Source organism: Labedaea rhizosphaerae (assembly GCF_004362825.1).
GTDB classification, from domain to species: domain Bacteria; phylum Actinomycetota; class Actinomycetes; order Mycobacteriales; family Pseudonocardiaceae; genus Labedaea; species Labedaea rhizosphaerae.
In genome coordinates this window covers 243,315-262,943 of record NZ_SNXZ01000002.1, presented here as the reverse complement: position 1 = coordinate 262,943, position 19,629 = coordinate 243,315, and the positions used below count along the sequence as shown (strand labels likewise).

Here is a 19,629-nt window from a genome sequence, read left to right as displayed (position 1 = left end):
AATCCGGGGCTCGCCGATTGACGAACCGGGTCAATCGGTCCGCCCGGCCACGATCCCCTGTCAGGATCGCATCGTGGTTACCTCCGTCGACCTCTCCGGCCTGCCGGCCGATCGGATCCGGGTAAGGCCGTCGCCGCTCGCGGAGCTCGGCGCGGTGTTGCACGTGCTCGCGGAGCCGCAGCACCACCAAGACACGGCCACGGCCTTGGCCGTTTCGGCGGAGTTGGCCGGAGAGCTCGAGGAGTTCAGCCTGCTCTGGTACTCCGGCCGGGCCGACTTCCTGTTCCCGCCCGATCCACGCCCGAGCCTGCGCGAGGAACTCGACGGCGTCGACCGCTTGGACGACGAGCGCTGGGTCGCCGCGGCGCTCGCCGCCCACCGGGCCACCTCACCGGCGCCGCGGACGTGGTCGCCGCTGAGCGATGCGGTCGTGCGAGAGCGGGCGCTGGCTGCCGCACGTGCCCGCGGACCCCAGCAGGCGGCGTGGGCCGAGCGGGTGCTCGCCGATCCCGCCACCGAGCGCGAACGGGTACGTCGCTTCCTGCTCGCCTGCGAGTCGGCCTTCTTCGGCGCGGTCTGGGACCGCGTCCGCCCAGCGCTGACCGAGGAAGCCGACCGGCGGCGCTTCGACCTGGCCCGCGAGGGCATCGGCGCCCTCGGCCGGATCTCGCACGCGATCGGGGTCGACACCGAGCGCGGCACCCTGACGATCGACAAGCTGCAGGACCAGAGCGCGGACGGTCGCGACGGGCTGACGCTCATCCCGAGCGCGTACGGCGCACCGCACATGACCATCGTGTACGCCACCGGTTGGCAGCCCGTGCTCCACTACCCGGCACCGGGCTGGGACCCGCGTCCGGTGTTGCGGGTGGAGGAGCTGGATGCCCGGTTGACCGCGCTGGCGCACCCGCTGCGCCTGCGTTTTTGCCGCACGCTGGCCCGAGGCCCGCACACGACCGGCGAGCTGGCCGACTTCTGGCAGGTGACGGCGCCGGAGGTGTCCCGGCACCTCGCGGTGCTGAAGGCGGCCGGCCTGCTGATCTCCGCGCGCCGCGGCCGCTATGTGACCTACCGCTTGGACATAGCGGCCTGCACCGGCCTGGGGCAGCAACTGGTGGACGTCCTCGGGCGCTGAACCACGGCCGCGATCATCCCGGCGGGCAGGGATGTGCCCGGCTCAGACACTGCGCGACATGTAGGTGCTGTGCGGGTCGTCCCGGTAGCTCCCGAACGGCGAGCAAGGGGTGAAGCCTGCTCTGGCGTACAGAGCGCGTGCCGGGGCGAAGAAGGCCATGCTGCCGGTCTCCAGGGAGATGCGCTCGATGCCCCGATCCTTGGCGTCCTGGATCAGGTAGTCGAGCAGGTTCCGCGCGATGCCTTGGCCGCGTCGCGCCGGATCGGTGCGCATGCTCTTCAGTTCCTCGTGCCGGGCCGCCACTGGCGCGAGCGCGCCGGTGCCGACGATGTCGTCGTCGGCGGTGTCGCGGACGACCCAGAGCCGGACCTCCGGAGCCGCAAGTGCGGCCATGTCGAGGGCGTGCCTGCTCTCGGCGGGAGCCGTGGGAGCCAGGTCTTCCAGGTGCGCCTGCAGGAACCGCTCGAGCCGCGGGTCGGCGAAGTCGGCTCGCTCTATCCGAAGGGACACGGGCCCAGACTGCCGTGCCGATGTTTCGTGGTGGTAAATCGCGTGGGTCGGCTGTCGGTGCATGTGGAGTCGGCTCCGCCCGGGCCCTGCGCGGCCCCGGGCCGAGCCGACTCGCGGTGTCAGTGCCAGCGGCTCTCGATCAGGTGGTTGTTGGATTGCAGGAAGTACTTCGGGCCGGTGCCGTCGCTCGAGGTGGCGAAGAGGCTGGGCTGTGCCGGTACCCCCGGCGCGGTGTTGGTCATCGTGTCCGGGTCGATGCGCAGGAAGGTGCCGACGGCTGTGCCGTACAGGTATCCGTCATCCGGGTCGTACGCCAGGTTCACCGTCCGTGGCGTGAAACCGATGACCGGACCCCAGTCCCAAGCGGCATACTCCTTCGTGCGGAGCACCTGCCGCGTCCCCGGGTCGAGCTCGAAGCCCGTGCCCGCGGTGACGCCGAACAGCCGGCCCTGCCCGTCGAACGCCAGACCGTTCACGCCCAGTTCGCCGGGGATCGGCACGGTCTCCCACAGCTTCTGCCCGGAGGCGACGTCGAGCGCGAACACCTTGCCGTCCTGCCGGGGCGAACAGCAGCCCAGGGAACCGCCGTAGACGACGCCGTCGCGATAGGTCAGGGCGCTGATCTGCTGTGGTCCGGCGATCCCCTTGAAGACCCGGTGCGTTCCGTCGGCGGGGTTGTAGAGGGCAAGCGCGCCCTCGGTTTCCGAGTTCTTCGGCGTGGTACCGACGGCCAGGTAGTCACCCGCCGAGACCAGGGTCCACGGTCGTTCTTGCCCCTCGGCCTTCAGGTCGAACACCTTCTTCGGGTTGTTCGCCCCGAACGGCTGGGCCGGGTCGTACGCGTAGATCTCGGCGTTCGGGTACACCCCGAGGTAGACGATGCCCTTGTGCGTGGCGATGGCCTCGATCTGGTGGTAGAAGTCGTACACCGTCCACTTGGCGGTGGCCGGGTCCCAGGCGACGAGGCCGCCGGAGAAGTAGCCGCCGCCGTACACGCGGCCGTCCGGTCCCACGCCGATCGAGCGCGGATCCGTTGGCGTGCCGGTCAATCCGTCGACGCGGCCGATCGAGCCACGCTTGGTCACCGTGTCGTACGCGAACATCTGACCGTCCGACTGGCCGCCCACGATGACCTCGTGGCCGGTGGCCGGATCGACGGTCCGCTCCAGGCCCTTGGCCGCCGTCAGGCCGCCGCGGTCCACGTAGCCGGCGAACCCGGTCGACCGGAACCGTCCGTTGTGCGGCTGGTACGCCACGAGTTCGCCGCCGCGCACCAGGTACACCTCACCGTTGCGGGACGCGCTCGTCACCGACTGCCCGGCGTACGGGCCGAGGTTCCCCTTGCGGCTCCACTGCCGGCGCTTGAGGTCGTAGACCCAGCCGACCGCCGGTTGCACGCCGCCGGCGAAGAGCACGTACAGGAACCCGCCCGCGTCGTCGAGCTGGTAGGTGTACTTGTCGCCGGAGACCCCGGGCGGCAGTGCGATCTCGGTCTTCGCGCCGGTGACCGGGTCGACCCGGAAGAACGCGGTGAACGGGCCGACCCCGACGTACAGCTGGCCGTCGGCGTACTCGACCGAGCGCACGTACGTGTAGCGCTCGCCGAACGTGCCGTAGTCGCGGTACTTGCGGGTCTTCGGGCTCCAGCTCACCAGGTGGGCCGGGGGCAGCGCGCCGGTCGCGTACCCGTGGTAGGTGCCGACGTAGAACGTGCCGTGCTCGTCGGTGTCGCCCTCCCACAGGAAGCTCACGTCGGGCAGCGGCCGGCCCACGTCCTGGATCTGCGGGGAACCCCAAGGCAGATAGAACAAATCGCCTTGGATGTTGGTGGCGACGTACACGTCGCCGTTGTCCGCGACGGAGACGCCCCACGCACCGGACGCGTTCTCCATCGGGTACTTGTGCAAGACCGTGCGGGTGAACGGGTCGATCTCGGCGAGGTACGCGGGCGTGCCGGTGCTGGGCAGGCCGGTCACGGCGAGCCAGGTCCGGTACGTGCCGTCCGGCATCCGTGCGGTCTCTCCGCCGGACGTGGTCGTCGCGGTCAAGGGAATGACCCCGCGGTCGGTGTACTGCGGATGGTCAGCGGCGGTGGCGACCTCGGCCGTGGTCACCGTGAGGGCGGTGACCACGGCCGCGACCATCAGCCGGCTCAGCAGCGGCATGGCGGTTGCTCCAAAGTGGACGATTCAGTACGGCAGGACGTAGGCGTGGCTCATGTCGGAGTCGTGCGTGGTTGTCGAGCCACGCCCGTCGGGGAGGTCGGGCGAGACCCCTTGGATGCCTGAGGTCTCACCACCCAGCCACTCCTCCTTGACGTAGGCGTTGAACCGGGGGATGCAGCCCGGCGCCGTGCTCACGGTGAAGTCCGCCTTGTTGAGCGGCACGTATTTGTGGTGCACCCAGTACGGCACCGTTTGTGTGACCGCGATGCTGCTGTCGGTCTTGCACAGCGAGCCATCGGACTTCCACTGGTTGATGAAGAGCGTGAACTTCACCGTCGCCGACCCGTACCTGTCGCAGGGCGTGGACGCGTACGGTCGGCAGACCATCAGCTCGACATCGCCGACGACGTTGAGTCCCTGCACGGTCGAGGGGAGGTCGAAGTAGTCGAGAGCGGGCAGCCGCTGTACCGGGGTGTCCTGGTCGAGGGGATGCACCCCGACGCTCACGCTGGACTGGACTGGTTGCCCGTTCGTGGCGTTGGTGACCGAGGTGTCGGCGAACATGAGGTAGCCGCTGACCAACCGGTAGGTCGCGCTGCTGGTGCGGCTGAGCGAGTTGCCCCGCACGTTCGCGGTGCAGGTGACCGTGCCCGCGACGCCCGGGTGGACGAGGAAGCGGGTGTAGAGCGTCACGTCCTGCAGCGGTGAACCCGAGTCCACGTCGTACACGTTCTGCCCGATCACCATGTTCTTGCTCCAGCCGCCCGGACCATGGCAGACGACTTCGTTGTCGAACAGGCTTCGGACGGTCGCGTCGTTGACCCGCATCTTCGAGACCACGTAGGCGGTCTGCGTGGCGGTCATGTCCAGGGAGACGGAGCCGACAGGCGTGACGTTCTGGTCGACCCCCTCTTTCGGAAGCATGGGAGCCAAGATCGTCTGCGGGGTGAAGGTCACGGATGTCGCCGCCTGTGCGGGCGTGGTGACCAGCAGGCCGGCGGTCAGGGCGAGCACCGCCGCCGCGGCCAGGGAGCGGACGTTCAAGTCGGACCTCCTCATCGGTGCTACCGAATTACGGTCTAGACCGTATTCTAGGGACGGTGCGCCGGTTGGCAATGGGTGGAGGCGACTGGATCGGTTACCCAGTGGGGGAGCGGTTCCGGGGTGCTGTTGCGCGCCTCAGGCCTTCCCGCGGTGCACGGAGCGGTAGTGCGTGGGGGAGATGCCGAACCACGCGTGGAATGCCTGCCGCAACGTCTCGCCGGACCGGAACCCGGTCGCCTTGGCGATCGTCGCCACGGGTTCGTCGGTGGTGACCAGGGCCGTCGCCGCCGCCTCCAACCGGATCTGGCGCACCATCCGGGCCGGGGTCTGGCCGGCGTGCTCCACCAGCAACCGGGTGAGGTGCCGCTCGCTGACCCCGGCCACCGAGGCCAGCCGCGCCGTGCACAGGTCCGCGCCGGGGTGGGCGGTGGCGTGGTCGACGACGCGGCGCACCACGTCGTGCTCGGGGCGGCGGGCGCGCACGAACATGCTCATCTGCGCCTGGTTCCCCGGCCGCTGCAGGTACGTCACCAGCCCCATGGCCACCCAGCGGGCCCGCTCCGCGCCGTGGTCGGCCTCCACAAAAGCCAGGGCGAGGTCGAGGGCCGCCGTCACGCCGCCCGAGGTCCACACCTTGTCGTCGCGCACGAAGATCGGTGCGGCGTCGACCTGGACCGCGGGATACGCGGCGGCCAGTTCGTCCGCGTAGTGCCAGTGCGTGGTGACGCGGCGGCCGTCGAGCAGCCCGGTCGCGGCCAGCACGGTCGCCCCCGTGCACACCGATGCCACCCGGCGCGCTCGGCGGGCGAGCCGTCGTACCTGCGCGAGCAGACCGGCGTCGGCCGCCGCTGCCTTGTGCCCGAGGCCACCGGAGACGATGAGCGTGTGCACCGAGCCGGTTACGTCTGACAACGCCACCTGCGCGGGCAGGGCGAGCCCCGAGTCGCAGCGCGCGGGTGCACCGGACAGCGTGGCGAACCGGACGTCGTAGGCGGGTGTCGCGCCGAGCCGGTTGGCCAGGTCGAGACAGCTCGTCACGCTGGCGACGTCCAGCAGTTCGAGCCCGTCATAACCGACGACGACCACTGGTCGCTTGTGCACGAGCCCATGCTAGAAGCCCCGGGGCGTGTCGGTCCGGACAGGTTTCCCAGGATTCCGGCCACGTGTGCCGCGGCGCCTTGCCCCGCGGGTGCCGTCCGTCGTTGGGTCGGGGTGTGCAGATCGCCATCCTGTTGTACCCGGGCACCACCGCGCTGGACGCCGTGGGCCCGTACGAGGTGCTGAGCCGCCTGCCCGGCGCCGAGATCCGCTTCGTGGGCAAGGAAACCGGTCCGCTGACCGCCGACGGGCAGGCGTTGCTGCTCGGCGTCACCCACACCCTCGACGAGACACCGGCGCCGGACCTCGTGCTGGTGCCGGGCGGCATGACCACGCCGACGGCCATGGTGGACAAGGAAATCCTCGCCTGGCTGCGCGCGGTGCACGAGACCACGACGTGGACCACCTCGGTGTGCAGCGGGTCGCTCATCCTGGCGGCGGCGGGAATCCTCGCCGGGAAGCCGGCCACGTCGCATTGGGTGGCCATGGGGCCGTTGAAGGCGATGGGTGCCACGCCGCGCCCGGATGAGCGGATCGTGCGTTCGGGCAAGGTCGTCACCGCGGCGGGGGTGTCCGCCGGCATCGACCTCGCCCTGTGGCTGGCCGGTGAGCTCGCCGGCCGGGAACTGGCCGAGGCCATCCAGCTCACCATCGAGTACGACCCGCAGCCGCCGTTCGACGCCGGTCACCTCAGCAAGGCTTCGCAGCCGGTTCGCAAGCGCGCCAAGCAGTTGCTCGACGAACGGACGGACTTCAAGCAGACGTTGGTCAAGCCGTTGATCGCCTGGAACCGGCTGGTCGACCGCGTGCGGACGGGCCGCTGAGCGCCTGCCGCCCACGCGGCGAGGATGACCGCGGGCCACGACTGGGGGTGCCCGCGGTCATCCTGCGTACAGGAGCACTGGGGCACGCTCTCAGCTCATCGGTGGGACCCTGCGGGGAGGAAACCGAGCGCGCTGAGAGGGTGGCGCCATGGACCGGCGGAACGTGCACGAGCAGTGGGAACGAGACCGCATCGCCTTCCATGACCTGGTGGCCGCCGCCACGACCGCCGACCTGCACCGGCGCTCCGAGGGCACCCGGTGGACCAACCAGCAGTTGCTGTTCCACCTCGTGTTCGGCTACCAGATCGTGCGTGCCCTGCTGGTCCTCGTGCGCGTGTTCGGGCGCCTGCCGGACCCGGTGAGCCGCGGGTTCGCCGCGGTGCTGAACGCGGCGACCGGGCCGTTCAACGTGATCAACTACCTCGGTTCGTGCGGCGGCGGCCTGATCGGCCCGCATCGTGCGGCGCGCTGGCTCGACCACATCGTTGCATCGCTGCACCGAAGCCTGGATCGCGCCGACGAAGTGGACCTGGCGCGCGGGATGCACTACCCGACCCGCTGGGATCCGTTCTTCCAGCCGTACATGACCCTCGCCGACCTCTACCGCTACCCGGCCCAGCACTTCGCCTTCCACCAGCGCCAGCTCACCCTCCGCCGATGACCGAAGCCGCCGGGTCGTCATAGGTCCATTGTGGACGCCGAATTCCGGCGGTTCCAGGTGCACACACGAGCAATAGCACCCGCGGGCACGGAATCGGCCGATGCCGTGGCCGATGGGGCACGCCGAACCGGCCGAAGGCCTGGTCACGCTGCTCGATCGGGCGCTTGGCCAGGTGCCCTTCTTGTTGCCCTTGAGGCGTCGCACACGCCGCATTCCGAGCCGATTATTCCAAGGTTCCCGAACAGTGCGGCGACGGAGGAGGGCACATGCTGGATCAGCAACAGTTGTGGGAGAACCTCGGCTGGACGGTCGACGACGGCGACGCGCAGACCGCGGAACTGCGCAAGCGCCTCGACGACACCTTCGGCCGGGAGTGGACCACCGACGAGGGTTACAGCCTCTACACGGTCTACTCCGCGGCCACTCCGGACCTACAGGCCGCGCTGGAGCAACTGGCCGCCGACGAGAACGCCCGCGGGGACGCAGCCAGGTTCATGATCGGCAGGCTGCTCGACTACCGCCGCCCGACCGGGCGCTACGCCAGCGACGAGGACCAGGAGTACGCCGCCGACCGGATCACCGGCATGTTCTGGGACGGCTCCGGGTGGCAGGCCGGTGAGCAGGGTGAGCACCGCTGGGACGAGGAACGCGGCTGGATCCCCCTCAACGGCGACGGCTTGGCCGGCGACGACTCCGGCATCCACTCCGACGCGGTCGATCTGGCCACCGACGACGCCTGGCGCAGCTTCGCCGGCTGGTGGCGCCGCTACGACGAAGAACAACAGGACTACCGCTACGCCCAGTCGAACCGCAAGGACGACACCTGGGCCACCCAGGACGTGATGCTCGCGCAGGCCATCCACGCGGACGCCGTGGACGCGAGCACCGACGAGGGCTGGGAGACCTACCGGGGCTGGTGGCGCCGGTTCGACGCCGAAACGCAGGACTACCGCTACGCGCAAAGCAATCTGGTCAACGACACGTGGATCACGGCGGCCGAGTTGCCGGACCTGCGCGAAAAGGTGGAGCTGGAAGCACTCCAGCCGGCGCCGCCGGAGCCCGAGACCGGCCGTCCCGAGACGGGCTTGCCCGAGCCGGACGAAGACGCCGTCCCCGCGACCGTCGAAGCCGTGGTCGCCGAGGAGATCCTCGCCGAGCTTCGCAAGATCGAAGGCATCGAGACCCTCACCCAGACCGAGCTCCTCAAGCTCGTCGGCGAGGCCATGGCCAACTGACGGCAAACCACCAACGCCTTGAAGGGGTGCGGAAGCGATGGACCTGAACGACGTGACGAAGAAGGTCAAGAACGTTGTCCATGGCAAGAAGAAGGAGCACAAGGGGACATTCGACCCGGACGGCACGATGCGGTTGGTCGTGCAGGGCGTCATCACGGCCGGGGTCGTCCATCCGGAGGTGGCGACCGAGCTGACCGCCGCCGCGAGCGCGGCTCAGCTCGCGAACGCCGCGCAGGAGCGGGCGAAGGACCGCGGTGTCTCGGTCGAGGTGACCGAGCTGGAAGGCCTCGCCGCGGACATCGAGCACCTAACGGCGTTCTTCGACAAAGAGGTGAAGATCGGCGAGAAGTTGCTCGCCACGCAGAAGGAGCTCAGCGGGCACCAGTTCATGTCCAAGACCCCGGTCGACGCCATCCGCAAGGCGTTGGCGGACGCCGATCTCGAGGGCCACATCAAGATGGTCCAGAAGGCCGTCAACGACGGCGAGCTGTGGCGGACCAGGGTTGCCGCCGAGCTGACCAAGGCGCGGGGCAAGACCAACCGGGCCCTGCCGACCAGCCTCGCCACGACGGGCGGGTTTGCCACCGAGTTGGCCAAGGAATACCACAAGAACGCGAAGAAGCAGTTCCTCAAGGTCGAGTCGGCGATCGAGGGCTTCAACAACTCGGCGCACTGGATGACCGCGGAGGTCGAGTCGGCCGCGATCAAGGCGTCGATGGTCAAGAACGGCACGGTGCAGGACATCAAGCAGGCGGGCGGTTTCCTGCGGACGGTCACCGGCTTCGTCGAGTTCGGACTCAAGAACAACCGGGTGACCGGCGTGGTCTTCCGTGCCATCAGCAACGCCATCGCGGCCGCCGAGATGGCCGCCGAGGCCGCGGAACTGGAGTACGAGGTCAAGAACTTCGCCAAGAACCACGCCCTGACCGAAGCCAAGGCCAAGATGGACAAGGACCCGCTGGCGATCGCGCGCTACGTCATGCACACCCGCATGCAGGTACTGGACCTCACGCTCAAGTCGGTCCAGACCGCGCTGCAGGGCGGCTTGCTGGCCAGCCCGCCCGGCGTTTCCGAGATCGTGATGCCGCTGACCGACCTGGCGAAGACCATCGTGATGTCCAGCACCAAGCAGTACTTCAAGGCATGCATCGAGGACTCCGAGAAGATCCTGGAGAGCGCCGGACGGAGGATCGAGAAGCTGTCGAAGGGGAAGGGCCAGGTCGCCACCCTCAAGAACGACGCCGAGGCGGCCATCGTCGAGGCGTTGCAGCCCGTGAAGGCCAAGGTCGACGACTTCGGCGCCTACATCCGGGCCGAGCTGGAGGGCAAGCTGACCGCCGAGATGAAGACGAAGATGTCCGCCGCCGCCAAGAAGATCGGACTGAAGGAGCTCAAGGAGCAGGCGAAGGAACTGGCCGGCATCGAGACCGCCGCCCAGTTCGTGGAGAAGGGCGACACCGGTCAGTTCGAGTTCAAGCTGGACGTGGCCAAGCTCAAGGAGAAGCTCGGCGACACGGCACTGACCGCGGCCGACAAGATGGAGGCGAAGCTCGAGTTCGCCGGCGGCGCCATCGGCATGGTCAACTTCTTCCTGGAACTGATCGTCGACAAGATCACCAAGAAGATCGTGTCGATCTTCCCGCGGACGCCGGCGCAGATCGAGGACGCCGAGAGCCTGAACAAGATCGTCGATGACGTGCACTTCAGCTTCTTGTCGATGGCCACGCTGGTCAAGATGGACTTCCACGGCCTGGCGATCAAGGCCTTCACCGTGAAGGAGTTCGCCAAGCCGCCCAAGGGGCTCGTCGAGGAGTACGAGGTGGGTGGCACGACCTACAAGTGGAACCGCACGAACCAGGCGAAGACCAGGTTCGCCGACGACCCCGCCAAGATCCAGTACTTCGTGTCGATCAGCTATGCGCCCGCGGGCGACGAGTCCCACGAGGTGTGGGGCTACTACAGCCCGGCGACCGGGCAGTGGCTCCCGTCGCAGCTCGACCCGGCGAGCTTGCCCGCGCCCAGCGGCAAGAACGGCTGGCTCGGGGTGGAGATCGCCAAGGACCACGTGGTGCTCGACGGCAGGACCCCCACGCCCGGCACCTGGTACCACGTCCGGTGCGAGGACACCTACACCGCGGAGACGTACCCGCTGTTCGTCGCACAGTCGGGCACCCACCGGTGGGCGTCGGGGCTGGAACACGCCAAGCACAGCAGTTCCAGCGTGAGCCAGAGCATCTTCAACTCCACCGCCGGTTTCGCCACGGTCATCCCCATGACCAAGGCGATCGCCATGCTGGCCGCGTAGGCGGACCTCGGCGGGGATCGGGAGCTCACATCAGGGGCGAGCTCCCGATCCCTCTTTCATCCGGCCAGGGGCGCGGCTTGCCGCCACACCCGCGATGCGATAGCGGCCGCGCCCGGCAGGGGATACTGACGCGTGCGGACGATCACCGAAGCTCGCCTCGCGAGCGTGCTGTCCGGTCTGCCGGGCGTGCCCAGGGTCGTGGCGGGCGGGAACTTCGCCACCCCGATGCGCCTGCTGGCGGTCCTCGACCGCACGGTCGAGGCGTACCGGTTGTTCATGCTCAACGCCCAGCACGGCATCCCCGATCGGGACGGCGTCGTGCTCGAGACGCCGTTCGTCGGCGCGGGGATGCGCGGCAAGGCGGGGTTGCGGTACTTCCCGTCCCGGTTGTCGCTGGTGCCCACGATGTTCGCTCAGACGCTGCCCGTGGACGTGGTCCTGGTCCAGACCTCCGTGCCGGTTGACGGCACGGTGTCGTTGGGCACCGAGGTGAACATCCTGCCCGCGGCGATCGAAGCGGCGCGGGCCCGCGGCGGCCTGGTGATCGCCCAGCTCAACCCTCGCATGCCCTACACCTACGGCGACGCCGTGCTGGCCACGGCGGAACTCGACTACGCGATCGAGGCCGAGGAACCGTTGCCGAGCCCGGTGCCCCGGCCGGTCGGCGCGGTGTCCCGGTCGATCGGCGAACGGGTGGCCGGGCTGGTGCCCGACGCGGCGACCCTGCAACTGGGCATCGGTGCCGTGCCGGACGCCGTGCTCGCCGCGTTGACCGCCCACCGCGGGCTCGCCGTGTGGTCGGAGATGTTCAGCGACGGCGTGCTGGCGCTGGACGAAGCCGGGGCCCTGAACCCGGAAATCCCGGTCACCGCGTCCTTCGTGTTCGGCAGCCCGCGCCTGTACGCATGGGTGGACCGCAACCCGAGGGTGCGGTTGCTGCGTACGGAGAAGACCAACGACCCCGGCCTGATCGCCCGGCAACGGGCTCTCGTGTCGGTCAACGGCGCTCTCGAGGTCGACCTGTTCGCGCAGGCCAACGCCAGCCGGGTGCGTGGTGCGATCTACTCCGGGTTCGGCGGGCAGACCGACTTCGTCGTCGGTGCTCTGCACTCACCCGGTGGCAAAGCGATCATCGCGCTGCCTTCGTGGCACCCCAAGGCGGACACCTCGACGATCGTTCCTCGGCTCGCCGGGCCGGTCACCTCGTTCCAGCACAGCTACATCGTCAGCGAGCAGGGCACCGCCGCGATCTGGGGGCACGACGCCGCCGATCAGGCCCAGCAGATCCTCGACCAGGTGGCGCACCCCGACGCCCGCGCCGAACTGCGCACTGCCGGGCGCCTGCTCGGTTTCCCGCTGACCTGAGCGGGTTTGGAGTTCGACCACGAGCAGCACCGCCGCCAAGCCGATGACGAGGGTGGTGGACGTGGCCGCGAGCAGGCCAGGGCATGGCGGCCCCCCGCCACGGTGAGCCGGGTCCCTCGCCGGCGCGCTCAGCTGACGCCGGTCTCCTGGGCGCCGGTTCTGTTGAGGACCAACGTCACCGCGATGCGGGACACCTGGCAGGCGAGCGGCCGCCGGGTGGTCCCGCACCCTTGACCGGTGTTCAACGACTCTGCTCGCGCGGCGCCGGCCCCCATTCCGGCGCCGGCCGTCGTGCGAGACCACCCGGCACCGGAGCGGCAGAGCCTTGTGTGACTCGACGCCGCCGGACCTGAACGGCAAGACGGTCGGCGAAGTGGTGGTGCGCCTGCCCAAGACGTTGCCCGCCGACACCACCATCGACCAAGCCCGCGCGTGCTTCGCCGACGAGCACGTCCACATGCTCCTGCTCACCGAGTTCGGCCGCCTCGTGGGCACGGTGGTGCGCGGCGACCTGCGCGACGACCTCGACGGCGCCGAGCCCGTGCTGACCCGGTCGCGGGTCTGGGGCCGGACGATCTCGGCCGCCCTGCCCGCCGAACAAGCACGCAAGCTGTTGCTGGCCCGCGGTTTGCGCCGGCTCGCGGTGGTCGACGACGACGGCACCCTGCTGGGTCTGTTGTGCCTCAAGCAAAGGCTCACCGGCTTCTGCAGTGATGCCGAGGTCGCCGCACGAGCTCTGGCCCGCACGTGCGGCCCGATCTGATCGCGGGCAGCCGGCTCACAGGGAGGGGAAACGCCAGCCTGACGGTAGCGACGGGTAGGTCACGAACTCGGTGAACGGTGCGTAGGAGCGTCCCGCATGCGCGGCCGTGCCGCGGGGCGAGTTGGCGAAGATGTCCGCCGCGCGGGCGCCGTTGGGCCCGATGGGCAGCTGGATGTCCGGAGTGGACACTCCAGGGCGTTGCTTGGTCGGCAGGAACCGTTTGAGCGCGGGGATGGTCTCCAGGTCGTGGGCCACGGCCCGCTCGACGGCGTTGCCGAAGCACATCGCGGTCAGGTTACCGGGGTTCGCGTTGACCGCCTTGCGTTCGCCCTCGGACAGCCACTGCGCGGCCTCTTCGGGCGAGTGCAGCAGGCGCGTCGACACGTCGTCCACGGCCGCCTGCAACATCTTGCGCTCGGTCGCGTTCGGCAACGGCGTGCCGGCCAGCGCCTCGGCCTTGATGTCCTCGGCGCTCTTGGTGTTCATGTCGGCGACGTTCTCGTCGCCCTCCGGCCCTTGTGGACGCCCGGCCTCCTGGGCGTCGGCACGCACGTCGACGCCCATCGCCTTGGCCCGGTCCTGCAGCAGCGCGTTCAGCTCGTTGTCGGTGTGGGCGCGGGCGGCCAGCGCCTTCAGCTCGTCCATGGTCAGGCCCAGCAGGTGCAGGGCCTCCTCGCGGGTGAGCTTGTTCTGCTCGAACCGCGCCAGCGCCCGTGCCACCAGCTCCTCGGGGCTGCGCGCGACCCGCGCCAGCGCCTCGGCCGACATCGGCGGCGCGGCGATCTCGGTGCCGCAGCCGCTGGGCGTGCTGAACCGGCACCACTTGCCGTCCGGCTTGCGCCGCCAGACGTGGCCGTTGCCCAGGTCGACCTCGTCGACGTAGCCCTCGATGCTGCTCGGTTGCGGTCGGCTGCGGCTGACCACGTCCTTCTCCGCGGCCAGGTGCTCGGGTGGCAGCGAGCCGGCGTCGGCGTGCCCGCCGCTCTCGGCCAGCAGCGGGGCCTGCTGTTCATTCGCCTTCGCGGTGCCCGGCGGGTGACCGAGCGTGTCCTGCAGTTCCGCGGTGACCGCGCTGCGGGCGGCGGCGGCCTGCTCGGGCGGCACCTGGGTCTCCAGCTGACCCAGCAGGTGGTTGGCCTCGGCGACCTTGCCCGCGGCGGCGGCGCGCACCGCCGCGCTGAACAGTTCCGCGGCCGCGCCGGTGACGGCTCCGGTGATCCCGCCCTCGGCCGCCTTCTCGAACGTCTGCCGCAGGCCGTCGATGAAGCCCTTGCGCCAGGTCTCCGACCGGCTCGCCGTGTCCACGGCGCTGCCGACCGAGTTGGACACCAGCCCTTCGCCCGCGGCCTTCATCGCGCCGAGGCCGGTGCCGGCGAACTCCCGTTCCGCCACGGCCGCCGCGACCTGCGCCGACTCGGTGGCCAGCGCGACCTTGTACTCCTGGGACAGCACACCCATCACCGGGCCGGAGGCCAGCAGCTGGGACGCGCCCGTCACCGCGCCGACGGCGAAGGCCCGCGTGGCCTCGCCGCCGGTGGTGCGCTCACCCTTGACCACCCACACCGCGGCGACGTTGGCGCACGCCTGGGCCAGCGCGACCCGGGCCAGCAGGCTCGCCGTCACCGGCCCGGCGGCGCCGCCGGTCAACGCGGTGGCCATCAACCCGGCGATCGTGCCGACGACCTGGATCGCGATGGCGTCCAGCTGGTCGCGCACCTGGATGAAGTCGTTCAACGCGTTCTCGGCGTCGGCGATCAGCGGCTGGATCCGGGCGCGTTCGGCCGGGGTGAGGTGGGCCGGGTCGACGGCCTTGGCCAGTTCGGCGTCCAGGGCTCGCTTCTCATCGCCGTAGGCCGCCGCCGACGCGGTGTCGCCCCACATGCCCTTCTCGCGCTCGAAGCGCTGACCCAGCCAGACCGACCGGGCCTGCAGGTCCTCGCGTGGTGCGGTGAGCGGCTCGATGGCGCTCCAGCCGCTCATGTCCTTCAGCACGGCCATGGTCGGCTCGTCGGCGCGGATCTCGGCGCGGGCCGCGTCCGTGGTGACCATGGTGACCAGGACGTCCTTCACGCCTTCCTCGCTGCGCAGCTCCACGGCCAGCTTCAACCGCACATGCCAGTCCGGGGAGACGAGGCGATCGCCCCACAGCATCGCGGCGCCGATCGCGCCGCCGCCGGTGAACGCCTGGTAGAACTCCGCCTTCTTCGGGTACTCGTCGGCGAACGCCCGGCGCGTCTCGGGGCTCTTCAGCGCGGCCTGGATGACGCCCTGGGTGTCGGTGGTCTCCACCCCGGCCAGGGCGAGCCGGGCTTCCATCCCGGTGCCACCGCCCATGATGAACGTCTTGATCCGCTTGCCTTCGGCGCCGGAGATCGTCCACTTGCCGTCGACGAGCTTCTTGACCTCCCCGCCCGCTTCCCAGTCCTTCTTCAGCTCGGCCACCTGCGTCGGGGTGGCGTCGGTGAGCGCCTCGAAGATCTGCGCGGTGTCGACGACCCAGGCCTCGCAGGCGATGCGGATCCGGTTGATGGGCGTGAAGTCGCCGTCCAGGATCATCCGGGCGCGGGCGAAGTTGCGGCCCGCCTCGCCGAGTTCGGCGCTGAGGAACGGGCGCAGCTCGCGGTGGTAGCTCTGGTTGTACTGCGCCTCGGCCTGCGGCTTCTGACCGTCCGGCGCGCTGTGGTGGACCTTGTCGAGCGCGGCCATGATGTCGCCGGCGCCGATGTGCGTGGCCTTCAGCGCGATCTCGACCTCGTCGACCGGGCGCAGTTCGCCGTACGCGAGCAGGGCGTTGGCCTTGATCTGGTCGCCGCCGGACAACTCGTCGTCGAGGAAACCGGCGATCTTGTTCGTCTGCCCGTCGGGCAGCGTCGCATCCGTCGTGTACTCGGCGCCGTAGGAGGTTTTCCCGTTGGTGCCATAGCTTTCGGTGAACTCCGCCGCGGTCTGCCCCAGCGAGGTGCGGATGGAGGGCAGCAGGCGGTAGATCGTCTCCTCGTCGGTGCCCGAGCCGATGCCCGCGATGAACAGCTTGTCCGCCAGGCGCAGGTTCCCGTACCGCAGGTAGGCGTAGACGCGGGCGGCGTCACCGGCGCCCTGGGTGAGGTTCTTCACCGCGTCCAGCAGCGACCTCGGGTCCTTCGTGGCCTGCCACGCCTGCTCGACCTGGTCCCATTGGCCGCCCACGGCCAGGCACGCCTTCAGCGTCGCCTCGCGGTCCTCGACCTGCCTGATCATCCGCACCACGCGGTCGACCGGCGTCTCGGCGGCCGGCGGGGTGTTTCCGTCGCGTGCCAGGCCGTGACCTGCGTGGCCCACGGCACCGAGGTGCCGGTCGGCCATGAACGCCGCGGCGGAGGCCTCGGCCGCCCGCTCCGCCGGGTCGTTCGGGTGGCTGACCCACTTGCTCGAGGTGGCCGGGACACCAGCGCCGCCTTGTCCAGCGCCGTCCTGCACGACGTGGGTCAGCTCGTGGGCCAGCAGGCGTTGCCCGGCTTCGGTGTCCGGCTGGTACTGCCCGGCGCCGAAGTAGACGTCGTTGTCGACGGTGAACGCCAGCGCGCCGACCTGGGCGGCGGCCTGCGCGGCCGGGGCGTCGGTGTGCAGGCGGACGTGGCCGAGATCGGTGCCGAACTTCGCCTCGGCCTCCGCCCGGAACTCGCCGGGCAGCGCTTGGCCGGACCCGCTCGCGTCCATGGTGTTCAGGAAGCTCGGCGGCGGGCCGGCGACCGGGGCGGGACCGTCGGCGTGCCGGTGCACCCCGTGCAGCTGGTCGTACTCCTCGCGTTCCTTGTCGTCGCAGTCGCAGGGCACCGGGCCGCAGCGCTGCACGAACCGCGCGGCCGCGGCGTTGCCGCCGGCCGCGAGGTCCGGCATCGCCACACCGGCGGCCGCCAACCGGCTCAGCACCCGATTGCCGACCGTCCCCGGCGCGGGACCGCGGGTACGCGCGACGGTGACCGATGCGGCTTCCTCGACCCGTTGCACCTGCGGCTCGCGCGACGTCACACCAGTAGATGTCCGCCGTGCGTGCTCTCGTTACGGCCTCCTGGCACCGGTTGTCGGCCTCAGGTCGTGGGCGTGTGGTTGATGCAGCCGCCGGCGCGGGTGCAGGTCGCGTACTTGAGGATCTTCCCGGACGCGTCGGTGAGGTCGATCTTCACGGACGCGGCACCGCCGACGGCATCGGCCTCGAGCGGGATGTGCTGGGTCGTCACGGCATCGCAGACGGTGCTGGTGCTGCGGTAGTCGAGCGGCCAGTAGACGTTGTCGAGGGTGGTTCCGTAGGCCCGGCGGCACCCGGTTCCGCTCAGCCCGCGCAAGGTGCCGTCGACGCCGACCGAGCGGTTGAACCACGACACGTCGCCGCGGAAATAGGTGGCGCCATAGGTGATGTCGAAATGGCTGACGGTGGTGGTGGTGTCGGTGGACGCCGGGACGGCGGCGGCCGCGGTGCCGGTCAGCGCGGTGCCGGTCAGCAAGCTGCCGGTGACCGCCGTGGTCAACGCGACCGCGGCAGCGATCCTGGTCAAGGACATCGTTCACCCATTCCTCGGGAGGGGGTATCAGGTGCGCGAATGAAACCAGTCGCAAATGGGCTGGGCGGCTCGGTTGGACATTCATGGACGAACGTGGACGACCATTTACGCGATCGACGGGAATGCGGGATTCACGAACCTTGCCGCATTCGCTGGGATGTGGTGGGATCGGCGCCGCCGAGGTGGCGTGCGGTGTTGACGATGCCCACCATGCTGAAGGCTTGCGGCGTGTTGCCGGTCTGACGCTTGTGCGTCGTGTCGTACTGCTCGCTGAGGAGACCGACGTCGTTGCGCAGCGAGAGCAGGCGTTCGAACAGGTCACGTGCCTCGTTGTGCTTTCCCGTTTGGTACAGCGCGTCGGCCAGCCAGAAGCTGCAGACGAGGAACGGGTTCTCCGTACCGGGAACGCCGTCGATGGTGCGACCTTCGGAGGCGTCGGCGCCGGGGTCGTAGCGCATCAGCAGGCCGTCGTGTTCGAGGTCGCGCCGGACGGCGGAGATGGTGCCGCGGATCCGTGGGTCGGTCCACGGCAGGAAACCGACCCTGGGCAGGAGCAGGAGCGCGGCGTCGAGGCCGCGGGAGCCGTAGAACTGGGTGAAGGTGTCGCGGTCGGGGTCGTAGCCGTGCGCGCAGACGTCCTGGTGGATGTGGTCGGCCAGGTCCTGCCACCGCTCGACCGGCTCGCCGACGTCGCGGAAACCGGGGTGTCGTGCCGCGCGCACGGCACGGTCGACCCCGGCCCACGCCAGCACCTTGGAGTGCACGAAGTGCCGCTGGTTGCCGCGGATCTCCCAGAGGCTGTCGTCGGGTTCGCGCCAATGGCCTTCCAGGTAGTCGAGCAGGCCGCGTTGCAGGTCCCAGGCCGCGTGCGAGGTGGGCAGCCGGTTCTCGCGAACGAGGTGCAGTCCGGTGAGGACCTCGCCCCACACGTCGAGCTGGAACTGCTCGGCGGCGGCGTTGCCGATCCGCACCGGGGCCGAGCCCTGGTAGCCGTCGAGCCAGTCGACGGTGCACTCCGGGGTCCGGCGCGCGCCGTCGACGGTGTACATGATCTGCAGGTCCCCGGGATCGCCGGCCACGGCCCGGACCAGCCACTCCCGCCAGGCGAGCGCTTCGTCGTGGTAGCCGGTGCCCACCAGCGCCTGCAGGGTGAAGGTCGCGTCGCGCAGCCAGCAGTACCGGTAGTCCCAGTTGCGGCTGCCGCCGAGTTGCTCGGGCAGCGACGTCGTCGCGGCCGCGAGGATCCCGCCCGTCGGCGCGTAGGTCAGGGCCTTCAAGGTGATCAGCGCCCGGCGGACCTCCTCACGCCAGTCCCCGGTGTAGTCGCACCGGCTGATCCAGTCCAGCCAGAACCGGCGGGTGTCCTCGAGCGCCGTCTCGGCGTCAACCGGCTTCGGGCGCGACTCGTGGGACGCACGGTAGGTCAGGACGAAGGGGATCCGCTCGCCGGCCGCGACCGTGAACTCGGCACTGACGCAGGCCTGGCCGTCGGGTCCCTTCGTGCGGTCGAGAACGTGCTGGACCGGCGTTCGCAGCCAGACCGCGTCCGGGCCGGCCACGGCCACGAGATCGTCGCCGTCGGTGCGCATCCAGGGCACGATGCGGCCGTAGTCGAACCGCAGATCGAGCTGCATGCTCATCGACGTCCGGCCGGAGACACCTTCGACGATGCGCACCACGTCCGCCGCTTCCCCGCGCGGGGGCATGAAGTCCACCACCCGGACCGTGCCGGTCTCGGTGGCCCACTCGCTGCGCATGATCAACGTGTCGGGTTCGTAGCCGCGACGGGTGGCCGGTCCAGCGCCGGTCGGTGCCAGGGCCCACCGTCCGGCCCGCTCGTCGTGCAGCAGCGCGGCGAAGCAGGCCGGGGAGTCGAAGCGGGGCAGGCACAGCCAGTCGATGCTGCCGTCCCGGCCGAGCAACGCGGCGGTCTGGAGATCGCCGAGCAGTGCGTAGTCCTCGATCAGCGAGGTCATCGGTCGCGCC

The 19,629-nt window shown here is 70.0% G+C and carries 14 protein-coding genes; 7 read left to right on the top strand and 7 right to left on the bottom strand.

The annotated features are described in order from the left end of the window. Nucleotides 1–73 precede the first annotated feature (73 nt). Nucleotides 74–1,135 carry a DUF5937 family protein gene (locus EV186_RS10775; RefSeq protein WP_133849102.1) on the top strand — a complete coding sequence of 354 codons (1,062 nt, stop codon included), beginning with the start codon at nucleotides 74–76 and terminating at the stop codon, nucleotides 1,133–1,135. A gap of 42 nt (nucleotides 1,136–1,177) precedes the next feature. Here the strand turns inward: EV186_RS10775 and EV186_RS10770 are convergent, their stop codons facing one another. From EV186_RS10770 to EV186_RS10755, 4 genes are all read right to left on the bottom strand, one after another. Then, nucleotides 1,178–1,645 carry a GNAT family N-acetyltransferase gene (locus EV186_RS10770; protein WP_243753958.1) on the bottom strand — a complete coding sequence of 156 codons (468 nt, stop codon included), beginning with the start codon at nucleotides 1,643–1,645 and terminating at the stop codon, nucleotides 1,178–1,180. A 119-nt stretch (nucleotides 1,646–1,764) separates the two neighbouring features. After that, a complete protein-coding gene (locus tag EV186_RS10765) occupies nucleotides 1,765–3,810 on the bottom strand; it encodes an NHL repeat-containing protein (RefSeq protein WP_133849100.1) in 2,046 nt (681 codons plus the stop codon). Between the two features lie 24 nt (nucleotides 3,811–3,834). After that, nucleotides 3,835–4,854 (bottom strand): hypothetical protein, encoded by a 1,020-nt coding sequence (locus EV186_RS10760; RefSeq protein ID WP_133849099.1) that lies wholly within the window; start codon nucleotides 4,852–4,854, stop codon nucleotides 3,835–3,837. Nucleotides 4,855–4,989: 135 nt separating this feature from the next. Next, nucleotides 4,990–5,955: a GlxA family transcriptional regulator gene (locus tag EV186_RS10755; RefSeq protein ID WP_133849098.1), complete on the bottom strand. Its 966-nt coding sequence runs from the start codon at nucleotides 5,953–5,955 to the stop codon at nucleotides 4,990–4,992. Between the two features lie 113 nt (nucleotides 5,956–6,068). Here EV186_RS10755 and EV186_RS10750 point away from each other — a divergent pair, with 113 nt between their 5' ends. From EV186_RS10750 to EV186_RS10725, 6 genes are all read left to right on the top strand, one after another. Next, nucleotides 6,069–6,776: a DJ-1/PfpI family protein gene (locus tag EV186_RS10750; RefSeq protein ID WP_133849097.1), complete on the top strand. Its 708-nt coding sequence runs from the start codon at nucleotides 6,069–6,071 to the stop codon at nucleotides 6,774–6,776. 148 nt (nucleotides 6,777–6,924) lie between these two features. Further along, entirely contained in the window at nucleotides 6,925–7,437 is a 513-nt protein-coding gene (locus EV186_RS10745; protein ID WP_133849096.1) for a DinB family protein, read from the top strand. A gap of 266 nt (nucleotides 7,438–7,703) precedes the next feature. After that, on the top strand, nucleotides 7,704–8,672 hold the full coding sequence (locus EV186_RS10740; RefSeq protein WP_133849095.1) for a hypothetical protein: 969 nt from the start codon (nucleotides 7,704–7,706) through the stop codon (nucleotides 8,670–8,672). 37 nt (nucleotides 8,673–8,709) lie between these two features. After that, nucleotides 8,710–10,977: a FliH/SctL family protein gene (locus EV186_RS10735; protein ID WP_133849094.1), complete on the top strand. Its 2,268-nt coding sequence runs from the start codon at nucleotides 8,710–8,712 to the stop codon at nucleotides 10,975–10,977. Between the two features lie 132 nt (nucleotides 10,978–11,109). Then, the gene (locus tag EV186_RS10730) at nucleotides 11,110–12,342 is read left to right on the top strand and encodes an acetyl-CoA hydrolase/transferase family protein (RefSeq protein ID WP_133849093.1); all 1,233 of its coding nucleotides are present in this window, start codon (nucleotides 11,110–11,112) and stop codon (nucleotides 12,340–12,342) included. Between the two features lie 325 nt (nucleotides 12,343–12,667). Then, nucleotides 12,668–13,105 (top strand): CBS domain-containing protein, encoded by a 438-nt coding sequence (locus tag EV186_RS10725; protein WP_133849092.1) that lies wholly within the window; start codon nucleotides 12,668–12,670, stop codon nucleotides 13,103–13,105. A gap of 15 nt (nucleotides 13,106–13,120) precedes the next feature. On the opposite strand, the gene EV186_RS10720 is transcribed toward EV186_RS10725, so the two are convergent. The 3 genes from EV186_RS10720 to EV186_RS10710 all read right to left on the bottom strand — a co-directional run bounded on the left by EV186_RS10720 (nucleotide 13,121) and on the right by EV186_RS10710 (nucleotide 19,619). Next, the gene (locus EV186_RS10720; RefSeq protein ID WP_133849091.1) at nucleotides 13,121–17,113 is read right to left on the bottom strand and encodes an eCIS core domain-containing protein; all 3,993 of its coding nucleotides are present in this window, start codon (nucleotides 17,111–17,113) and stop codon (nucleotides 13,121–13,123) included. A 59-nt stretch (nucleotides 17,114–17,172) separates the two neighbouring features. After that, nucleotides 17,173–17,643 (bottom strand): hypothetical protein, encoded by a 471-nt coding sequence (locus tag EV186_RS10715; RefSeq protein ID WP_133849090.1) that lies wholly within the window; start codon nucleotides 17,641–17,643, stop codon nucleotides 17,173–17,175. A 131-nt stretch (nucleotides 17,644–17,774) separates the two neighbouring features. Continuing rightward, nucleotides 17,775–19,619 carry a glycoside hydrolase family 15 protein gene (locus EV186_RS10710; protein WP_133849089.1) on the bottom strand — a complete coding sequence of 615 codons (1,845 nt, stop codon included), beginning with the start codon at nucleotides 19,617–19,619 and terminating at the stop codon, nucleotides 17,775–17,777. Between the last annotated feature and the right edge of the window lie 10 nt (nucleotides 19,620–19,629).

Bases quoted from the DNA above. Each gene is read 5' to 3' on its own strand.
- EV186_RS10740 (WP_133849095.1), top strand. From the start codon at position 7,704: ATGCTGGATCAGCAACAGTTGTGGGAGAACCTCGGCTGGACGGTCGAC.
- EV186_RS10735 (WP_133849094.1), top strand. From the start codon at position 8,710: ATGGACCTGAACGACGTGACGAAGAAGGTCAAGAACGTTGTCCATGGC.
- EV186_RS10745 (WP_133849096.1), top strand. From the start codon at position 6,925: ATGGACCGGCGGAACGTGCACGAGCAGTGGGAACGAGACCGCATCGCC.
- EV186_RS10715 (WP_133849090.1), bottom strand. From the start codon at position 17,643: ATGTCCTTGACCAGGATCGCTGCCGCGGTCGCGTTGACCACGGCGGTC.
- EV186_RS10765 (WP_133849100.1), bottom strand. From the start codon at position 3,810: ATGCCGCTGCTGAGCCGGCTGATGGTCGCGGCCGTGGTCACCGCCCTC.
- EV186_RS10710 (WP_133849089.1), bottom strand. From the start codon at position 19,619: ATGACCTCGCTGATCGAGGACTACGCACTGCTCGGCGATCTCCAGACC.